A 19,049-nucleotide genomic window follows, 5' to 3' on the forward strand; every position below is an offset into this window, starting at 1 on the left:
AAGCCGTCTAGAATGTGCTTCCCCTCACCGGAGCCGTGTCATGCATATCCTCGCCGATGAAAACATTCCCCTGGTCGATGAGTTCTTTGCCGGACTGGGTGAGATCCGGCGTATGCCCGGCCGCAGCATCAATCGCGCGGCACTGGAAAATGTCGATGTGCTGCTGGTGCGCTCGGTGACACGAGTCGATCGCGATCTGCTGGAGGGCACCGCGGTGCGCTTCGTTGGCACCTGCACCATCGGCACGGATCATCTGGATCTCGATTATTTCGAACAGGCTGGCATTGACTGGGCCAGCGCGCCGGGGTGCAACGCGCGCGGTGTAGTCGATTATGTGCTCGGCAGCCTGCTCGCGTTGGCGGAGGTGCGGGGTGAGGCATTGGGGCGGCGCCGCTTTGGTGTCGTCGGCGCCGGCGAAGTCGGTGGACGACTGGTGGAAGTGCTACGGGGGCTCGGCTGGGACGTGCGCGTCTGCGATCCGCCACGACAAGCCTGTGAGGCGGGCGGTTTCGTATCGCTGGACGAAGTGCTCGCCGAGTGCGATGTGATCAGCCTGCATACGCCGCTGAGCATGGGGGGGGACTGGCCGACTTTTCATCTGCTCGATCAGGAGCGGCTGTCCAGCCTACGCCCGGGGGCCTGGCTGATCAATGCCAGTCGCGGCGCCGTGGTGGACAACGCTGCGCTGTGCGATCTGCTGCAGCAGCGTCCGGACATCGAGGCAGTGCTGGATGTCTGGGAGGGTGAACCGCAGGTGGATGTGGCGCTTGCCGGATTGTGCCGCATCGCCACGCCGCACATCGCCGGATACAGCCTGGATGGCAAGCTGCGCGGCACAGCGCAGATCTATGCGGCCTACTGCGCCGCTCGCGGCCTTGAGCCGACCGTCGAGCTTGCGCAGCTTATGCCCGGTGCGCCCCTGGCCGAACTGACCTTCGCGTCTTCCGCGGAGCCGGTCGACATCCTGGCGACGCTATGCCGGGCAGTCTATGACCCTCGGCGCGACGATGCAGATTTTCGCCGCAGCCTGATGGGCGATGAAGCGCAGCGCCGTGCAGCGTTCGATCTGCTGCGCAAGCAGTATCCGTCGCGGCGCGAGATTGATGGGCTCGCGGTACGGATCGTCGGCCAGAATCCGGCGCTTGAGGCTGTGGTTGCAGCGCTCGGTGCCAGATTGCTGGACTAGCCGGCAGATAGAACGCGGCTCGGATGCAATTTCCATCCTGCTCCGCTAGCATTACCCGTCCTCTGCCTTGTCCCCCGCGATGGTGTTATGAGTTATCAGGTTCTTGCACGTAAATGGCGTCCGCGCTCGTTCCGCGAAATGGTCGGCCAGACGCATGTGCTCAAGGCCCTGATCAATGCGTTGGACAATCAACGCCTGCACCATGCCTACCTGTTTACCGGCACGCGCGGCGTCGGCAAGACCACAATCGCGCGGATCATTGCCAAATGCCTGAACTGCGAGACCGGTGTCAGCTCGACGCCTTGTGGTCAGTGCTCGGTATGCCGGGAAATTGATGAAGGGCGCTTCGTCGATCTGATTGAGGTCGACGCCGCGAGCCGCACAAAGGTCGAAGACACCCGCGAGCTGCTGGACAACGTGCAATACGCGCCTAGCCGCGGGCGCTACAAGGTCTACCTGATCGACGAAGTGCACATGCTCTCGTCGCATTCATTCAACGCGCTGCTCAAGACGCTTGAGGAGCCGCCGCCCCACGTCAAGTTCCTGCTGGCGACCACCGACCCGCAGAAGCTGCCGGTCACGATCCTGTCGCGCTGTCTGCAGTTTTCGCTGAAGAACATGCCTCCGGAGCGTGTGGTCGAGCATCTCAGCCACGTGCTGAGTGTCGAGAACGTTCCTTTCGAAGACGATGCACTCTGGCTGCTGGGCCGCGCCGCGGACGGTTCGATGCGCGATGCCATGAGCCTGACCGACCAGGCGATCGCCTTCGGTGAGGGCAAGGTGCTGGCTGCCGACGTGCGGGCGATGCTCGGCACCCTCGATCACGGACAGGTCTACGGCGTGTTGCAGGCATTGCTCGAAGGTGACGCCCGGGCATTGCTCGAGGCGGTTCGCCATCTTGCCGAGCAGGGTCCGGACTGGGCTGGCGTCCTGGCCGAAATTCTCAACGTGCTGCACCGCGTCGCCATCGCCCAGGCGTTGCCGGAAGCGGTGGATAACGGTCAGGGCGATCGCGATCGAGTGCTGGCTTTGGCTCAGGCGCTGCCAGCCGAAGACGTGCAGTTCTATTACCAGATGGGGTTGATTGGGCGGCGCGATCTGCCGCTGGCACCGGACCCGCGCAGCGGCTTTGAAATGGTGCTGCTGCGTATGCTGGCGTTCCGCCCCGCAGGCAACGATGATGCGCCGCGATCACCGCTAAAGACCTTGGGGATCAGCCCGGCCACAGCTGATTCCAAGCCTGTCGCGGTGGCCGACACGGTTCCGCTAGGCGTGTCGCCAGCCCCGGTCGCTTCCGTCGCGGTGGCTCCGGTTCCTGCACCAATCGCGCCGGCCAGTATTGCCGAACCGCCTGCACCAGCCGCCTCCCAGCGCCCGGTTGTGGCTGAAGTTAAAGTGCCGCCTGCGGTAGAAGAGCAGGCGCCACCGGTGATCGACGTACCGTGGAACGAGCCGCCTGATGTGCCGCCGGTAGCGGTCGAAGCCGGCGCCGTGCTGCCCGAACCTGCGCCTGATAGCCCGGATGAGCATGTTGCGTCCGTTGTGCAGGTCGAAGAACCGGACGATGACGAGCCGCCGTTGACGGATGAGGACTACTTCGAGGTCGAGAATCAGGCCGAGGCCTATCTGGACGAGTTGAGCGGTGCCAGCGACGAGCCCGAGCCTGTCGAGCCGCTGCCGGCGGTGGAACCGGCCACGGGCCTCGCTGCCGAGTGGCTTGAGCTTTATCTCAAACTCGGATTGTCCGGTCTCACCGGTAGCATTGCCGCCAACTGCACGTTGATCGCAGTTGAAGGCGATCGCTGGTTGATGCACCTCGATCCGGCGCAGAGTGCGCTGTTCAACCCCACTCAGCAGCGGCGGTTGAACGACGCGTTGAATCAGTACCATGGCCGCACGCTGCAGCTGGAAATCGTGTTGCAGAAGCCGGAGCAGGAAACGCCCGCCCAGGCTGCAAACCGCCGGCGTGCCGAGCGACAGCGCGCGGCGGAACAATCGATTCACTCGGACCCTCTGGTCCAGCAACTTATGCAGCAGTTTGCCGCGGTGATCCGCGAAGGCACCATCGAACCCGTAGAACACTCAGAACCCTGATCGAATTGAGGTGATACCCATGATGAAAGGTGGCATGGCCGGCCTGATGAAGCAGGCGCAGCAGATGCAGGAAAAAATGCAGAAGATGCAGGAAGAGCTGGCGAACGCCGAGGTCACCGGCCAGTCGGGTGCTGGTCTGGTCAGTGTCGTGATGAACGGCCGCCACGACGTCAAGCGTGTCAGTCTCGACGACAGCCTGATGCAGGAAGACAAGGAAATTCTGGAGGATCTGATCGCCGCTGCCGTGAACGACGCCGTACGCAAGATCGAGCAGAACAGTCAGGACAAGATGGCGGGCATGACCGCTGGAATGCAGCTGCCGCCAGGCTTCAAGATGCCGTTCTAGTTCATTAGAACACCATGGAAGCTGCCTGACGCCGATATCCGAACCTTCGATATCAGGCGTGGCAGCTTCTTGCGTTTTTCAGTACCTGCTTCGAGATAGCCATGAGCTTCAGCCCTCTGATTCGCCAACTCATCGATGCCTTGCGCATTCTTCCCGGCGTAGGCCAGAAAACTGCGCAACGCATGGCCCTTCAGTTGCTGGAGCGCGATCGCAGTGGGGGGCTGCGTCTCGCGCAGGCGCTGGCAAAGGCGATGGAAGGCGTAGGCTACTGCCGCCAATGCCGTACGCTGACCGAGGACGACCTGTGCCCACAATGCGCTGATCCACGGCGTGACGATTCACTGCTGTGTGTAGTGCAGAGCCCGGTGGACGTGTTTGCTGTCGAGCAGACCGGTTTTCGGGGGCGTTATTTCGTGCTCAAAGGGCATCTGTCGCCACTCGATGGCTTGGGTCCGGAGGCCATCGGTATTCCCGAACTGCTTTCGCGCGTTGGCGAGGGGGCATTCACGGAAGTCATTCTTGCCACCAACCCAACGGTCGAAGGCGAAGCCACGGCGCACTACATTGCCCAGATGCTGATTCCGAAGGGCCTGACCATCAGCCGAATCGCTCACGGCGTACCCTTGGGCGGTGAGCTGGACCTGGTTGACGGCGGCACACTGGCCCATGCACTGGCAGGGCGCAAGCCGATCAGCCTATAACCCAACGCCTTGGGCTTATTACGACTTGGTAGTGCCGTTCTTCGAATAGTTCGGGTAAAGTTCTAAGCCATAAAAGTTAGATAACTAAATCGAATATATTGCTTTGTTTTAGTTATATGTACTGGCTATCCCGAATCGAGGGTCGAAATGAAAGCGAAGCTCTGGCTGGTTCCTGCTCTTGTGCTCCTGAGCGCGTTCGCGCAGGCGCAGGAAAAATTCAAGGTGGGTTACATCCGCGTGATGGACGATGCCCAGGCGATGGTTGCGCATGAGGCCGGGCTGTACAAGAAGCACGGCCTGGATGTCGAGCTGATCGAGTTCAGTTCCGGCACCGATCTGATCAAGGCCATCGTTGGCGGGCAGCTGGATACCGGTGTGCTGGGCTTTACCAATGCGGTGGCCTGGGCGTCCAAGGGCGCCGATCTGAAGGTGGTGGGCGGCGCGCAGCAGGGCTATCACTCGATTCTGGTACGTGAAGACACGGATATTCAGGATGTTGCTGGCCTGAAAGACCGCACCCTAGCTTCCCAGCGCGAAGGCAGCACGGCCGACGCGGTGTTGCGCGGTGTAACCTTGAAGAGTGCCGGCCTCAAGCCGAGCGATGTCAACATCATGGGCGTCAGTCCTGCTGTGGCGGTGCAATCGCTGGTATCCGGTCGTGTCGATGCGGCTTTCCTGTTCGAGCCTTATGACCGTATCGCGCAACTGGTGGCACCGGTCCGTCAGGTTTATGAGATCGGGGAGGTATGGCCATTCCCTTGCATGGTGGTAATCACCTCCGGCGAAACCCTGACCAAGCGCAAGGACGCTGTCTGGAAATCGCTGGACGCCCAGCGCGAGGCCATCGAGATGCTCGACAAGCAGCCGGCCGAAGCGGCCAAGCTGATTGCCAGCTACTTCATTGCCGAGCCGACTCTGAAGACGCTCAAGCGTGGCGAGCTCCCGCGTGAAGTTGTGATCGAAGAAGCAATCGGTACCCAGACCTTCAGCGCGAAGCTCGACGCAAATGACCTCGCGCGCATCCAGGAGCTGGCTGACATCCTGCAGGAGCAGGGTTCGCTGAAGACCCGCGATGGCAAGCCGTTCGACACCAGTGCGATCCTCGATTTGACCTGGCAGGAAGCGCGCGAACTCTAAGCGGTTTCCCGTTCGGTATCACCAGGCCCGGCTCCGCGTCGGGCCGTTTACCCGCCCGCATTGCCGGGCAATTTCGTTTCTGGATTTGCGGATTTTTATGCAGCTCAGGTTTGAAGATGTAGACAAGCGCTTCGGGCAGCTCGAAGTCATCAAGGACTTCAGTGGTGAATTCGCCCAGGGCGAGCTGGTTGCCCTGGTCGGGCCCTCCGGTTGCGGTAAATCGACTCTGCTGCACCTGGTAGCGGGGCTGGAGAAGCCCAGCGCTGGACGCGTACTTGCCGATGGCAAGCCGATCGCCGAACCGAGCCCGCGACGCACCCTGGTCTTTCAGGAGCATGCGCTGTATCCCTGGCTGAGCCTGCAGGGCAATGTAGCCATGGCCCTCGAACTGCAGGGCGTTGCCAGGCACGAGGCATTCGAGAAGGCTCAGGGCTGGCTGGAGCGCGTTGGACTGAATGGGTTCGAGCATTACTACCCGCATCAGGTATCTGGCGGTATGCGTCAGCGCACGGCCCTGGCTCGCGCCTTCATCGCCAAGCCGGAGGTGCTGTTGCTGGATGAGCCGTTCGGTGCGCTTGATGCCTTGACCCGCATGGCCTTGCAGGACGTGTTGCGCGAGCTGATCGAGGAACATCAGCCTACCGTGCTGCTGGTTACCCACGATGTCGACGAAGCGCTATACCTGGCCGATCACGTGCTGGTGTTCAGCGCACGGCCGACGCGCGTGCTGAAAACCTTCAACTTCACGCATTGTGAAAAGAGCCACGACCTGTCGGACTTCGCTGCCGAGCGTAAGGAAATTCTCAGCCTGCTGGGCATCAAGACGGAGGTAGCGCACCCATGAGCCAGGCACGTCGCCTTACTGGCCCTAAGAAGTACCTCGCCGTCGTTCTGGCCATCCTGTTCATCCTGCTGATTTGGCAGGCTGCAGCCTGGAGTCTGCCGGCCTTTCTGATGCCAGGCATTCCGACCGTCTTCGAGCGCCTTGTTACCACCGTCCAGCTGCCGGAATTCCGTGAAGGACTTTATGGCAGCATGAGCCGCCTTGGTAGTGGTTACAGCTTCGCCCTGTTGTTCGGCATCGGCTTCGGCCTGGTCGGTGGCGTGCTGTTTTTCTTCCGTGAGATTCTGCGTTCGGCCATCGTCATCCTGCAGTCGATTCCGTCGATCGCCTGGGTGCCGCTGTTCCTGATTGTGATGGGCTTCGGCAACCTGCCGATCATCGTCGTCGTGGCCCTGGCCGCCTTCTTCCCGATGGCACTTTCGGTGATGAATGCCACCGAAAGCGTGCAGCCGGTGCATGTGTCCGCCGCGCGGGTAATGGGCGCGTCGCGCTGGCAATTGCTGCGTCGGGTCTACCTGCCAGCGGTGATGCCCGAACTGATCACGGGCGCCCAATTGGCGTTCGGCAATGCCTGGCGCGCGCTGATCTCCGCGGAGATGCTGATCGGTTTCGGTCAGGGGCTCGGCCGTTCGCTCGCCTACTCGGGCGAAATTGCCGATATGGTGGGTGTGATGATGAACATCCTGGTCATCGCCATCCTCGCCACACTGATCGATCAGGTGGTTCTGGAGAAGTTCAAGCAACGCATGTTGCGCTACCAGTACGTCTGAGGTTCCCGACGTGTGCAGGTCTTTGTGCGTCGTTCTTTGTCTGGCCCTGCTAGGGCCGACAGCGCTACTCGCCGAACCGCTGCGGGTTCAGCTGCCTCAGTACCGAACGCTCTCCAGCAGCGAAACGGAGAGCTTGGAACCGGCGCTGCTAGAGCGGGTGGCTGAGGGGCTCGGACGTCCTGCTTCGTTTGTAGCCTCGGCGCAAGACGCCGATGTGCGCGTGGCCGAAGGTGATCCCGCCCAGGCTGCTATCTACTATCGCGCCGCGCCCGCCGCGCTCAGTGCCACGGGTGGCGGCCTTGGGGCCTGGTCCGATCTGCAGGGGCAGCCGGTCTGCGTCAGCCGAGATAGTCCACACGGTTCGATGCTGCGCACCCGCTTCGCTGCGCACCCGCATGAGTATGCGAGTACAGCCCATGCGCTCATCGGTCTCAAGCTCGGCGAATGCCGTGCGGTAGTGGATGACGATGTGCTGCTGACAGAGATCGCCACCTTGCCCGAGTGGCAGCGCTACAGGCACCTGTTGCCAGTACTTGATGATGCCAAGCGGCATTTAAGCCTGGCTACTGATGACCCGGACCTGTTGCAACAGATCAATACGTTGCTGACACAGTGGGAAGCTGGCGGGCAACTGGCGGAGTTGACCCGGCAATGGGTCGATGAGGTGGCTTTCCAGGCCTACGTACTGGCCGATACGCTGGACTGCCACTGATTTTCTGCGAAACGGCTTCGGCGGTAACTCAGCGCTTCCTTTCCAGCACCTGCGGCAACATCTCCTTCAACCCATCCGGTTTCAACGGCGCGCGGATGTGGCCGCGCAAACTGCCATTCGGCGCCACCAACGCCAGGTTGCCGCTATGGCTGACGCTGTAATCGCCGTCAGTTTCGCTGGCTGGAACGAAGGGAAGCCCAAGAGCCTTGGACACCTTCTGCAGTTGGTACATGTCTCCGGTCACGCCAATGAAGCCTGCGCGGTAATAGCTCAGGTAAGTCTTCAATTGCTGCGGTGTATCGCGCGCCGGATCGGCACTGATCAATACCAGCTGCACCCCCTCGCGGATTTCGGCGGGCAACTGGCTGAGCACTCGGCGCATGTCGCTCAAGGTCGTAGGGCAGATGTCAGGGCACGCCGTAAAGCCGAAAAACAGAATGTGCCAGCGTTGCTGAAGTGATGCGCTGGTGAACGGCTGGCCGTCCTGATCGATCAGCTCAAACTCGGGTATGGCGCGCTCGCGTGGCAGCAGCAGGATGTTTGCCTGATCCAGCAGTGTGTCGCGATCAGATGCGAAGGATGGCATGACACAAGCCAGAGCAAGGAGGGCCAGGCTGCGCTGGAGCATCGTAAGCACGGGGTATTCCTTCAGATCGCGTCGGCGAAGCCGTCGTCAGCGATCGCTCAAGGCAAAGGCGGTCAGGGTAAAGGTGGGAATGCCTATATCCTGGAGCTTCTGCGACCCGCCGAGTTCTGGCAAGTCGATGATGGCGGCCGCTTCGTGTATGTGCGCGCGCATGCGTCGTACCAGTTGCGCAGCGGCGAGGAGGGTGCCGCCGGTGGCGATTAGATCGTCGAACAGCAGCACCGAATCGCCCTCGCAAAGGCTGTCGGCGTGAATCTCCAGATGCGCCTCGCCATATTCGGTGCAATACGCCTGGGACAGCACATCCGCCGGCAGCTTGCCCTGCTTGCGGAAGAGAACCAGTGGCTTGTTCAGTTCATACGCGAGAATCGAGCCGACCAGAAACCCTCGTGCATCCAGCGCGCCGATATGTGTGAAGTCAGCCTCCACATAGCGCTGGATGAAGCTGTCAGCGACCATGCGCAGCGCTTTCGGTGATTGGAACAGTGGTGTTATGTCACGGAATACCACGCCTGGACGGGGAAAATCCGGCACCGGGCGTATCAAGGTCTTGATGCTGAACTCATCGAAGATCATCGGACTGCTCCAAACGCGGTGAACTCAGACGTCCATGGCGCCGCCAGCAAGGGCGCACAGACCGATGGAATCGAGGATGCGTACTTCCTTGCCTTCAGCCTCGAGCAAGCCGTTCTGCTGAAACCGCGTGAACACGCGAGATACGGTTTCGACTGCCAGACCCAGATAGTTGCCAATCTCGTTGCGTGACATGGGCAGGCGGAACTGATTCGCCGAGAAGCCCCGTGCACTGAAGCGCGCGGAGAGGTTGATCAGGAAAGTCGCAATGCGCTCATCGGCGGTCTTCTTGGACAGCAGCAGCATCATCTGCTGATCATCGCGGATTTCCCGGCTCATGATGCGCATGAGCTGACGACGCAATTGCGGCAGCAGCACACTCAGCTCGTCGAGACGCTCGAAGGGAATCTCGCAGACGGAGGTGGTTTCCAGCGCCTGGGCGGTAACCGGATAGCTTTCGGTGTCCATGCCGGACAATCCCACCAGCTCACTAGGCAGATGGAAACCGGTGATTTGCTCCTCGCCGCCATCGGTCACGCTAAAGGTGCGCAGCGCACCGGAGCGTACCGCGAATACGGAGCTGAAAACGTCACCCTGACGGAACAGGGTTTCACCCTTTTTCAGCGGACGGCCACGCTTGACGATATCGTCCAAGGCGTCCATGTCCTGCATGTTCAGCGACAGAGGCAGGCAGAGGCCGGAAAGGCTGCAATCCTTGCAATGGGCTTGCCGCTGCGCACGGACCTTGATCGATTCGGACATAGATGGCTTCCTGGAAAACCTGGTTATAGTGCGCAAGGTTAACTCAGGACGTCTGCTATGGCCAATCGGCTAGAGCGTCGCAGTACCGGCAAAGCAGAAAAAGTTCCCTAGATCACGCGCGAAAAACCGTGATGGGTATGCTCGGGCAGATAGTGGTCAAAGAGCATGCAAATTGATCGGACCAGAAGACGTCCGGCCGGCTGGACCAGCAGGTGGGAATCACTCAGCTCGATCAGACCGTCCGCCGACATCTGCTCCAGCATCGGCCAGGCATCAGCGAAATACTGGCGGAAATCGACGGCATAATCGCGCTGGAGCTGCTCGAAGCTGAGGGCGAAGTCGCAGATGAGCGACTGAATGACCGTGCGACGGATGCGATCATCCTGATTGCAGCGCAACCCCCTCGCGGTGGCCAGCTGGTTCTGGTCCAGGCGTTGCTGGTAGGCCGCTATGTCCGAGGTGTTCTGACAATAGAGATCACCGACCTGGCTGATGGCCGAAACGCCCAGGCCTACCAAGTCGCAATGTCCGTGGGTGGTGTAACCCTGGAAATTCCGTTGCAGACTACCGTCTTCCTGCGCCATCGCCAGTTCATCGTCTGGCAGGGCGAAGTGGTCCATGCCGATGTAGCGATATCCCGCATCGGTAAGCAGCATGATGCTTTGCTCAAGCATGCGTAGCTTGTCACTCGGCGTTGGCAGGTCGGCGGCATTTATGCGCCGCTGCGGCGCAAAGCGTTCGGGTAGGTGCGCATAGTTGAATAGCGACAGCCGATCGGGCTGCAGATCAATGATCGCTTCGACCGTTTTGCCGAAACCTGCGGGGGTCTGCAGCGGCAGACCATAGATCAGGTCTAGGTTCAGCGAGCGGTACTGCAGCGTGCGCGCCGCTTCGATGATGGTGCGTGTCTGCTCGAGCGTCTGCATGCGGTTGATGGCGCGTTGTACGTCCGGATTGAGATCCTGAACGCCAATGCTTATACGGTTGAAACCGAGTTCGCGCAGCAGGCCGATGGTGGGCCAGTCGGCCTCACGCGGGTCGACTTCGACGCCGAAATCGCCGTGGTCGTCATCCTGGAGGTGAAAATGCTGACGCAGATGGCCCATCAACCGGCGCAATTCGTCATGGCTTAGAAACGTAGGCGTGCCGCCACCGAGGTGTAGCTGCTCTACTACCTGATCCTTGCCCAGGTGGCAGGCGATCAGCTCGATTTCTTTTTCGAGGCGCTCCAGATAGGGCAGTGCACGGCCCCGATCCTTGGTCACTATCTTGTTGCATGCGCAGTAATAGCAAACGTTGGCGCAGAACGGCAGGTGGACGTAAAGGGACAGCGGGCGTGACGCCTGACGGCTGCTGCGCAGAGCATGCAGCAGGTCGAACGAGCCGATCTTGTCATTGAACTGGGCCTCGGTCGGGTACGACGTATAGCGCGGGCCAGCCTGATCGTAACGACGGATCAGGTCGGAATCCCAGCGAATGGAGTCGAGCATGTGCGTTCCCGGTCATGACGGCGGTCGCTGGATTTTAGGGGCAGGGCCCCGCGGCAGACTTGACCTGTATCAAACTTGATCCGACCCTAACGCGCTGGGCCAGATCGGTGCCGACAGCCGGAGGGATCTCGCTGATTCGTGGTCAGATGATCATGCAGTGCCTTGTTGTTTCAGCAGAGCCTTACATATCAACAGAGGAGAGTTTCATGCACAGCCGCCAGCAGGAAATCGCAACCGCGCTCAAAGTCTGCGCGCCATTCAGCGGGCCGGAGTCGGTACAGGCTGAAATTGATCGCCGAGTGAGCTTCATCCAGTCGTGCTTGCGCGAGTCGGGCCTGAAAACCCTGGTGTTGGGGATCAGTGGCGGGGTCGACTCAACGACGGCGGGTCTGCTGGCGCAACGGGCGGTCGCTGGTATGCGCGAAGCGGGAGAGGGCGACGACTATCGTTTCATTGCCGTGCGCTTGCCGTACCAGGTACAGCACGACGAGCATGAAGCCCAGATGGCGGTGGATACCATCAAGCCCGACGAGTGCCATACCGTGAATATCGGCACTGCCGTGTTGGGGCTGGCTGCCGCCACCCAGGCGCTCGACCCGCTGAGCCCTGCGCAGCGTGACTTCGTACTGGGAAACACCAAGGCACGGATGCGCATGGTCGCTCAGTACACCATCGCCAATGCCCGCCAAGGCCTGGTTATCGGAACCGATCATGCTGCCGAGGCGGTGATGGGGTTCTTCACCAAATTTGGCGATGGCGCATGTGACCTGACCCCGCTCGCCGGATTGGTCAAGGATCAGGTCCGGCAGATTGCGGCAGCATTGGGTGCTCCGGATCAACTGGTGCACAAGGTGCCCACTGCCGATCTCGAGGAGCTTTCACCAGGCAAGCCCGACGAGGCCGCCCATGGCGTCAGCTATAGCAACATCGATGATTTTCTACAGGGCAAGCCAGTACAGGACGAGGCTGCCCGAATCATTGTCGAAACCTACGACAAGACGGCGCACAAGCGGCAGCTGCCCAAGGAGCCCTGAGGCCCTCGACAGCGCTACCCTAGTGCGCGTGTTGCCCGTGAGAAGCCGCCCCATGCCCCATCAGCCACTGCTGATGCGGGCCGGGCAGTGTCCACAGACCGAAAAGAATCACCATCACGCCGCCGACGACGCGTACGCCACGCTTGCGCAGCAATGCAGTAAGACGCTCGGCGGCCAGGCCTGTGGCAAGCAGCACCGGCCACGTGCCGACGCCAAAGGCCAGCATCAGCATTGCGCTATCCAGCGCATCGCCCTGGCTCGCCGACCACAACAGCGTGCTATAGACCAGGCCGCAGGGCAGCCAGCCCCACAGCGCACCCAACAGCAGCGCGCGCGGCACGCTGGTGACAGGCATGAAGCGGCTGGCGACCGGTTGTATATGGCGCCAGAGGCCTCGACCCAAGGCCTCGATGCGCGTCAGTCCGCTCCACCAGCCCGCCAGATACAAGCCCATGGTAATCAGCAATAGAGCGGCAACGACGCGCAGCGCCATCGCTGCCGGGCTGTTGGCAACCGCCCAACCCGCCAGGCCAATGAGGAAGCCGGCAAGGGCATAGCTCGACACGCGACCCAGGTTATAGGCGATCAACAGGCGCAGGCGCTTGGCGCGCTGATCAGCCGGAATGGCCATCGTCAGCGCACCCATCAGGCCGCCGCACATGCCCAGGCAATGGCCGCCCCCGAGCAGCCCTAGCACGAAGGCGGACAGCAGCAGCGGCGCCAGCTCACTCACCGTTGCGTTTCCCTTGCTCGGGTTCCGGGTCTTTCTGTGGTTCGGAGGCGCTAGGCTTCTGCGGCTCTTCGTCGTCGAACAGGATGCTATGAGCAGGGCCGTCGAGGTCGTCGAACTGCCCGCTATCCACGGCCCAAAAGAATACCCAGATCGCAACGGCCACCAGGACCACGGCAACAGGGATGAGGATGTACAGCGCGGCCATCAGGACCTCCAGGATCCGAAGCGAAGTCTTCAGCTGCGATTACTGCGCGGCTGTGGCGTCAACTAAGTACGCCATTACCGCGCCGCAGCACATCTCGACTGGAGTCAGCCGTTGTTCGCAGGCTGACGTGTCAGCCGCAGGGCATTCAAAACCACCAGCAGCGAGCTGATCGACATGCCCAGCGCCGCCCAGAGCGGAGTAACCCAGCCGATGGCGGCAAAGGGCAGGATCAGGCCATTGTACAGGCTTGCCCAGGTGAGGTTCTCGATGATGATGCGCCGGCTACGACGCGCAACGTCGAACGCCTGTGCCAGGCTGGTAAGGCGGTTGGATAGCAGCACGGCATCGGCGCTGGTTTTTGCCAGGTCAGTGGCCGATCCCATGGCGACGCTGATATCTGCTGCCGCGAGCACCGGGACGTCATTGACTCCATCGCCAAGCATCAGCACCCGATGCCCTTGAGCTTGCAGCGCCTGCAGTCGCGTGAGTTTCGCAGCAGGCGTCATGCCGCCTTCGGCCTGGTCGATGCCGAGTTCTTTAGCAATCTGGCCGACCATGGGTGAACTGTCACCGGAGAGCAGCAATGTCTGCCAGCCGCGACGACGGCAAGCAGCCAGCAATGCAGGCGCGTCATCACGGAGACGGTCGTCGAGCACCAACCAAGCCAGCGGACCCCGTTCATCGCCGAGCAGCAGCCATTGGCCTTGCTCACCCGGTATGACTGGCGCCGGTTGGGAAAAGCCTTCGGCGACGAAACTGGGTTGGCCGATGCGCAGGTTGCGTCCCTCGACGCAGCCCAGCAAGCCAAGTCCCGGCACTGTCTCGACCGATTCGGCAGCCAGTGGCGCACGGCCGAAGGCACGGGCAATCGGATGTTCGGAGCGGTTCTCGAGGGCTGCGGCCAACGCAAGGCACGCATCGGCGTCGAGGGCGCCGAGTGGGTGTACGGCGGTAAGCGTCAGGCGGCCCTCCGTTAGGGTGCCGGTCTTGTCGAATACCACCGTGTCAATCTGGTTGAGACCCTCCAGCACGTGTCCGCGGGTCAGCAGCAGGCCGAGCTTGTGCAGCGTGCCGGTCGCTGTCGTGAGCGCGGTCGGGGTTGCCAGCGAGAGCGCACAGGGGCAAGTGGCAACCAGCAACGCAAGCACGATCCAGAATGCGCGTTGAGGATCGATTTGCCACCATACCAGCCCCACGACGGTCGCAACCACCAGCACCACCAGCAGGAACCATTGCGCGACCTTGTCGGCCAGTTCGGCGAGCTTGGGTTTGTCCGCCTGGGCGCGTTCCAGCAGGCGGACGATAGCCGACAGACGGGTGTCATCGCCCAAGGCCTGCACTTCGACAGTCAGCGGGCCTTCGACATTCAGCGTGCCGGCGGTCACTGCGTCACCGGAGCCTCGAGGGAGCGGAAGGTATTCGCCGGTGAGAACCGACTCGTCGATGCTCGACTGGCCACTGACGATGGTCCCGTCTGCAGGAATCAATGCGCCAGGTTGCACCAGCACACGGTCACCCAGTTGCAGCTCGCTGAGGAGAATGCGATTGCTGTGCCCTTCGGCATCGAGCTTCAGACACGACGCCGGCAACAGGTTGACCAGCTGCGCCGTAGCGTCTGCGGTACGCTCGCGCGCGCGTCGCTCCAGGTAACGCCCGGCGAGCAGAAACAGTGCAAACATGCCCACGGCATCGAAGTAGAGCTCGCCCTGGCCGGTAATCGTCGACCAGATACCGGCAACATAGGCGCCGCCGATGGCCAGCGAGACCGACACGTCCATGGTCAGGTGACGGGTGCGCAGGTCGCGCAGGGCTCCCTTGAAAAAGTCCGTGCAGCAATAGAACACGATCGGCGTGGTCAGCAGCAGAGCCGTCCAGCGCAGCGTGACAAAGAAGCTTTCCGAAAGGTCGAGGTTGAATTCCGGCCAGGTGGCCATGGTGGCCATCATCACCTGCATCCAGAGCAGGCCGGCAACGCCCAGTTGACGCAAGGAGCGGCGGTTCTCGCTGGCCAGCCGCTCGGCCGCCTGATCGGCCTGATAGGGGTGGGCCGCATAACCGATTCGACGTAGCTCCCCGAGGAGCTCGCTGAGTGGAAGCTGAGCATCGCTCCAGCGTACGGTCAATCGATGGTTGGACAGATTGAGACTCGCCTCGGACACGCCGCTCAGGTTGCGCAAGTGTCGCTCGATCAGCCAGCCGCATGCGGCGCAGCTGATGCCTTCGATCATCAACGATGTACTGGCCAACTCGCCCTGGTGCTGAACGAAGGGTTGCTGCACATCCTTGCGGTCGTACAGGGCCATCTCCTCATTGAGCTCCTGCGGGAGCGACTGGGGATTGATGGCCGTGTCGCTTCGATGCTGGTAGTAGCTTTCCAGACCACCTTTTACGATCGCTTCGGCAACTGCCTGACAGCCTGGGCAGCACAAGGCCCGCGTCTCTCCCAGCACGCGGGCCTGGTACGGGCTGCCAGTCGGAACTGGCAGGCCGCAGTGGTAACAGGGGAGGGGTTTTGCCATCAGCTGATCAAGGCTTCAATTCGAGGGCGCGGCCAGTCTCGATGGTCTTTTCCCCGTACAGGCGCCAGTCCTGCTCGCCTTCCCGGCCGAGCAGTTCGATGAAGCGCCGGCCGCTGATCGGCTCCTGCATCTGTCCCTGATAGAGACCATCCCCCTGAGGCTGCAGGATGACGCGACGATCGCGCTCGGGTTGGGTCGGGGAGAGCAGGTTCAGCACCAACTGTTGCGGGCGACTTGCACCGCTCAGTTGCACCTCGGCAAGGCCCCGCTCGTCATTGAGCGAGATGCTCGCCTGCATCTGCAGGCGCTCGGCCAGCTTCTCGCGCTCCAGCGACTGATTGATGCCCTTCCCGGCGTCGTAGTAGTTGTCCGCGACGAGCGTGTCGGCGTTGCGAATCGCGATGGTCAGCAGCGACAGGCCCAGTACAACCGAGGCGAGCAGAATCGCAATGACAAACCAGGCCCAGAACTGGGTGTACCAACGCGTTTGTTCGTTTTCAGAGCGCATGTATTACCTTGCTTAGCGGATGCTCGGGCCGATGAAACGGCTGTCGGCATCATCGTTTATCGATGCGTCGTCTATCGAGCGGATGCTGAAGACGATCTCATTGGTGCTCGAAGGCAGCTTTTCGGGCGCGATGGACAGCTCAACCGGAATGGTGACCAGTTCGCCTGCTTCGGCGCGCACCTCACTGCGACCTTCATAGACCAGGCCGTCCAGCCCGGATGCTTCAATCACGAAGGTCTGCTCGCGTTGAGCCTTGTTCATGATTTTCAGGGTGTAGACGTTCTCGATGTTGCCCAGCTCGTTCTCGCGGTAAAGCACACGGTCCTTGAGCACGTCCAGCTTGACCAGCGGGCGATCATACACGGCATAGGAGAACAGACTCATCATCGCCAGCAGCGCCACGGCATAGCCGATCAGGCGTGGACGCAGCAGGTGGGTCTTCTGGCCCGACAGGTTGTGCTCAGTGGTGTAACTGATCAAACCACGCGGGTAGTTCATCTTGTCCATGATCGCGTCGCAGGCATCGATACATGCAGCACAGCCGATGCATTCGATCTGCAGTCCGTCACGGATGTCGATGCCGGTGGGGCAGACCTGCACGCACATGGTGCAGTCGATGCAATCGCCAAGACCCATGGCTTTGTAATCCGCGTCCTTTTTGCGTGGACCACGTTTTTCGCCGCGACGCGGGTCGTAGGAGACGATCAGGGTGTCCTTGTCGAACATTACGCTCTGGAAGCGCGCATACGGACACATGTAGATGCACACCTGCTCGCGCAAGAAGCCAGCGCTGCCGTAGGTGGCAAGGGTGAAGAAGCCGATCCAGAACGCAGCCCAGCCGTTGACGTTCAAGGTGAGCAGATCGGGCACCAAATCGCGGATCGGCGTGAAATAGCCAACGAAGGTGATGGCCACCAGAATGCCGACGGCCAGCCATATTGCGTGCTTGGCGAGTTTGCGAAAGAACTTGTTGGCGCTCATTGGCGCCTTGTCGAGCTTCATGCGTTGGTTGCGATCACCTTCGGTGATCTTTTCGGCCCACATGAATACCCAGGTGAACACACTCTGCGGGCAGGTGTAGCCGCACCAGACACGGCCGGCAAAAACCGTGATGAAGAACAGGCCGAAGGCGCAGATGATCAGCAGCCACGACAACAGCATGAAATCCTGAGGCCAGAACGTAGCCCCGAAGATATGGAATTTGCGCTCTGGCAGGTCCCACCAGACGGCTTGACGGCCGTTCCAGTTCAGCCAGACGGTTCCGAAGAAGAGGATGAACAGTACTGCGCCGCCAACGCGTCGCAGATTGCGGAACAAGCCGCTGAAGGCCCGGGTGTAGATCTTTTCACGCGCGGCGTAAAGGTCAGCTGACGCTCCGGCCTTGGACGGGGGGGTTACATCACGAACGGGAATCTGCTCAGTCATCGAGTGCGTACCACGGCGGAAGGTGGGTGTCCTGGCCGATGCGTGCCGACCAGGATCATTTTTCTGTCCAGCTGCGAATGGTACGCCCGGAGCTTTGAGGTCGGGTGCGACAGGACGTCACTCCCGACCTCGATCTTTCACTGCTCCGGTTGCTGCGACAGGCTGTAGACGTAGGCTGCCAGCAAGTGCACCTTGTCATTGCCAAGGATTGCTTCCTGGGCCGGCATGCGGCCATTGCGACCGTAGCGCAAGGTCTGCTGGATCTGAGCGAAGCTCGAACCATACAGCCAGACGTTGTCGGTCAGGTTCGGCGCGCCCATGGCTGTAACGCCCTTGGCTTCCGGTCCATGGCAGACTACACAGTTGGCGGCGAAGATTTTTTGACCCTGCTCAATGTCGACGCTGATACCCTCTGGGGTATCACGTCCGGAGAGGCTGCGAACGTAGCCGGCCACGTTGCGGATGCCTTCTTCGCCGATCACGTCCTTCCACGCCGGCATTGCAGCCTGACGGCCATGCAGGATGGTGGTCTTGATCGTTTCAGGCTCGCCGCCCCACAACCAATCGTCATCGGTCAGGTTCGGGAAGCCATAGGCGCCCTTGGCGTCGGAGCCGTGACAAACCGAGCAGTTGGAGGCGAACAGGCGACCGCCCATCTTCAAGGCTTGCGGATCCTTGGCTACTTCTTCGACCGGCATGGCGGCGTACTTGGCGTACAGCGGGCCGTACTGCTCATCGGCCTTGTCCATCTCGCGCTGCCATTCCTTTACCTGGGTCCAACCATCTTCATAGCCGGGCAGGATGCCTTTCCAGTTGCCCAGCCCGGGATACAGCACCAGGTAGCCGAGGGCGAAGATCACGGTGCCGACGAACAGCATGAACCACCAGCGCGGCAGCGGGTTGTCGTACTCCTCGATGCCGTCATAGGAATGGCCGACAGTTTCTTCTGTGCTGTCAGGGCGTTGGCCCTTGCGAGTTGCCAGTAGCAGCCACACCAGCGCGGCAATGGTGCCGAGGCTCAGCAGGGTGACGTACCAACTCCAAAACGAGGTCATTTATTTCTTACTCCTGGAAGCTTCTTCATCACGCTTCTTGGCGTCGGTCTCGTCGTCTGCGAAGGGCAGGTTGGCTGCTTCGTCGAAGCTTTGCTTGCGTTTGCTGCTGTAGGCCCAGAGCACCACGCCGATGAAGGCGACGAATACCAGAATTGTGCCCAGGCCGCGAAGAGTCCCGATTTCCATCATGCGTTACCGTTTGTTGGTGAGTGCAGTGCCGAGTACTTGCAGGTAAGCCACCATGGCGTCCATTTCGGTCTTGCCGCGAACGGCGTCCCGGGCACCAGCGATGTCTTCTTCGGTGTAAGG

Annotated in this window: 20 protein-coding genes and 1 pseudogene; 9 read left to right on the forward strand and 12 right to left on the reverse strand. The window is 61.2% G+C overall.

Features of this window, described 5'->3' with window-relative positions:
- Positions 1-40: 40 nt before the first annotated feature.
- The 8 genes from pdxB (at position 41) to EA798_RS19070 (ending at position 7,790) form a co-directional block, all read left to right on the forward strand.
- Positions 41-1,186, forward strand: coding sequence for a 4-phosphoerythronate dehydrogenase PdxB (gene pdxB, locus EA798_RS19035; RefSeq protein ID WP_122099971.1), 1,146 nt, complete (start codon positions 41-43; stop codon positions 1,184-1,186).
- An 87-nt stretch (positions 1,187-1,273) separates the two neighbouring features.
- A complete protein-coding gene (gene dnaX, locus EA798_RS19040) occupies positions 1,274-3,280 on the forward strand; it encodes a DNA polymerase III subunit gamma/tau (RefSeq protein ID WP_122099972.1) in 2,007 nt (668 codons plus the stop codon).
- Between the two features lie 19 nt (positions 3,281-3,299).
- Positions 3,300-3,626, forward strand: a complete 327-nt coding sequence (locus EA798_RS19045; RefSeq protein ID WP_003294866.1) for a YbaB/EbfC family nucleoid-associated protein — start codon at positions 3,300-3,302, stop codon at positions 3,624-3,626.
- Between the two features lie 101 nt (positions 3,627-3,727).
- A complete protein-coding gene (recR, locus tag EA798_RS19050; protein ID WP_106155148.1) occupies positions 3,728-4,327 on the forward strand; it encodes a recombination mediator RecR in 600 nt (199 codons plus the stop codon).
- Between the two features lie 147 nt (positions 4,328-4,474).
- Complete coding sequence (locus EA798_RS19055) at positions 4,475-5,464, forward strand: ABC transporter substrate-binding protein (RefSeq protein ID WP_106155147.1); 990 nt, start codon at positions 4,475-4,477, stop codon at positions 5,462-5,464.
- A gap of 97 nt (positions 5,465-5,561) precedes the next feature.
- Positions 5,562-6,308 (forward strand): ABC transporter ATP-binding protein, encoded by a 747-nt coding sequence (locus EA798_RS19060; RefSeq protein WP_122099973.1) that lies wholly within the window; start codon positions 5,562-5,564, stop codon positions 6,306-6,308.
- The gene (locus EA798_RS19065) at positions 6,305-7,078 is read left to right on the forward strand and encodes an ABC transporter permease (protein WP_106155145.1); all 774 of its coding nucleotides are present in this window, start codon (positions 6,305-6,307) and stop codon (positions 7,076-7,078) included. The genes EA798_RS19060 and EA798_RS19065 overlap by 4 nt, the downstream gene beginning before the upstream one ends.
- 10 nt (positions 7,079-7,088) lie before the next feature.
- The gene (locus EA798_RS19070) at positions 7,089-7,790 is read left to right on the forward strand and encodes a type 2 periplasmic-binding domain-containing protein (RefSeq protein ID WP_122099974.1); all 702 of its coding nucleotides are present in this window, start codon (positions 7,089-7,091) and stop codon (positions 7,788-7,790) included.
- 28 nt (positions 7,791-7,818) lie between these two features.
- Here EA798_RS19070 and EA798_RS19075 read toward each other — a convergent pair whose 3' ends face one another.
- From EA798_RS19075 to hemN, 4 genes are all read right to left on the reverse strand, one after another.
- On the reverse strand, positions 7,819-8,427 hold the full coding sequence (locus EA798_RS19075) for an SCO family protein (RefSeq protein ID WP_122099975.1): 609 nt from the start codon (positions 8,425-8,427) through the stop codon (positions 7,819-7,821).
- Positions 8,428-8,463: 36 nt separating this feature from the next.
- Positions 8,464-9,012 (reverse strand): adenine phosphoribosyltransferase, encoded by a 549-nt coding sequence (locus tag EA798_RS19080; RefSeq protein WP_122099976.1) that lies wholly within the window; start codon positions 9,010-9,012, stop codon positions 8,464-8,466.
- Between the two features lie 24 nt (positions 9,013-9,036).
- Positions 9,037-9,771, reverse strand: coding sequence for a fumarate/nitrate reduction transcriptional regulator Fnr (gene fnr, locus EA798_RS19085; RefSeq protein ID WP_003301790.1), 735 nt, complete (start codon positions 9,769-9,771; stop codon positions 9,037-9,039).
- A gap of 107 nt (positions 9,772-9,878) precedes the next feature.
- The gene (hemN, locus tag EA798_RS19090) at positions 9,879-11,261 is read right to left on the reverse strand and encodes an oxygen-independent coproporphyrinogen III oxidase (protein ID WP_122099977.1); all 1,383 of its coding nucleotides are present in this window, start codon (positions 11,259-11,261) and stop codon (positions 9,879-9,881) included.
- 206 nt (positions 11,262-11,467) lie between these two features.
- On the opposite strand from hemN, the gene nadE reads away from it, so the two are divergent.
- The gene (gene nadE, locus EA798_RS19095) at positions 11,468-12,295 is read left to right on the forward strand and encodes an ammonia-dependent NAD(+) synthetase (protein ID WP_122099978.1); all 828 of its coding nucleotides are present in this window, start codon (positions 11,468-11,470) and stop codon (positions 12,293-12,295) included.
- A 19-nt stretch (positions 12,296-12,314) separates the two neighbouring features.
- Here nadE and EA798_RS19100 read toward each other — a convergent pair whose 3' ends face one another.
- The 8 genes and pseudogenes from EA798_RS19100 to EA798_RS19135 form a co-directional block, all read right to left on the reverse strand.
- A complete protein-coding gene (locus EA798_RS19100; protein ID WP_122099979.1) occupies positions 12,315-13,028 on the reverse strand; it encodes a sulfite exporter TauE/SafE family protein in 714 nt (237 codons plus the stop codon).
- Complete coding sequence (gene ccoS, locus EA798_RS19105; RefSeq protein WP_106155138.1) at positions 13,021-13,233, reverse strand: cbb3-type cytochrome oxidase assembly protein CcoS; 213 nt, start codon at positions 13,231-13,233, stop codon at positions 13,021-13,023. The genes EA798_RS19100 and ccoS overlap by 8 nt, the downstream gene beginning before the upstream one ends.
- 104 nt (positions 13,234-13,337) lie before the next feature.
- Entirely contained in the window at positions 13,338-15,752 is a 2,415-nt protein-coding gene (locus tag EA798_RS19110) for a heavy metal translocating P-type ATPase (protein WP_122099980.1), read from the reverse strand.
- A gap of 7 nt (positions 15,753-15,759) precedes the next feature.
- Positions 15,760-16,260, reverse strand: a complete 501-nt coding sequence (locus EA798_RS19115) for a FixH family protein (protein WP_106155136.1) — start codon at positions 16,258-16,260, stop codon at positions 15,760-15,762.
- Between the two features lie 12 nt (positions 16,261-16,272).
- The gene (ccoG, locus tag EA798_RS19120; RefSeq protein WP_106155135.1) at positions 16,273-17,685 is read right to left on the reverse strand and encodes a cytochrome c oxidase accessory protein CcoG; all 1,413 of its coding nucleotides are present in this window, start codon (positions 17,683-17,685) and stop codon (positions 16,273-16,275) included.
- A 137-nt stretch (positions 17,686-17,822) separates the two neighbouring features.
- Positions 17,823-18,740: a cytochrome-c oxidase, cbb3-type subunit III gene (gene ccoP, locus EA798_RS19125; protein WP_106155134.1), complete on the reverse strand. Its 918-nt coding sequence runs from the start codon at positions 18,738-18,740 to the stop codon at positions 17,823-17,825.
- Positions 18,741-18,926, reverse strand: a complete 186-nt coding sequence (locus EA798_RS19130) for a CcoQ/FixQ family Cbb3-type cytochrome c oxidase assembly chaperone (RefSeq protein ID WP_003294837.1) — start codon at positions 18,924-18,926, stop codon at positions 18,741-18,743.
- A 6-nt stretch (positions 18,927-18,932) separates the two neighbouring features.
- Positions 18,933-19,049 (reverse strand): annotated as a pseudogene (locus EA798_RS19135) (cytochrome-c oxidase, cbb3-type subunit II); the annotation flags it as partial.

This window comes from Pseudomonas songnenensis (genome assembly GCF_003696315.1).
GTDB lineage: Bacteria > Pseudomonadota > Gammaproteobacteria > Pseudomonadales > Pseudomonadaceae > Stutzerimonas > Stutzerimonas songnenensis.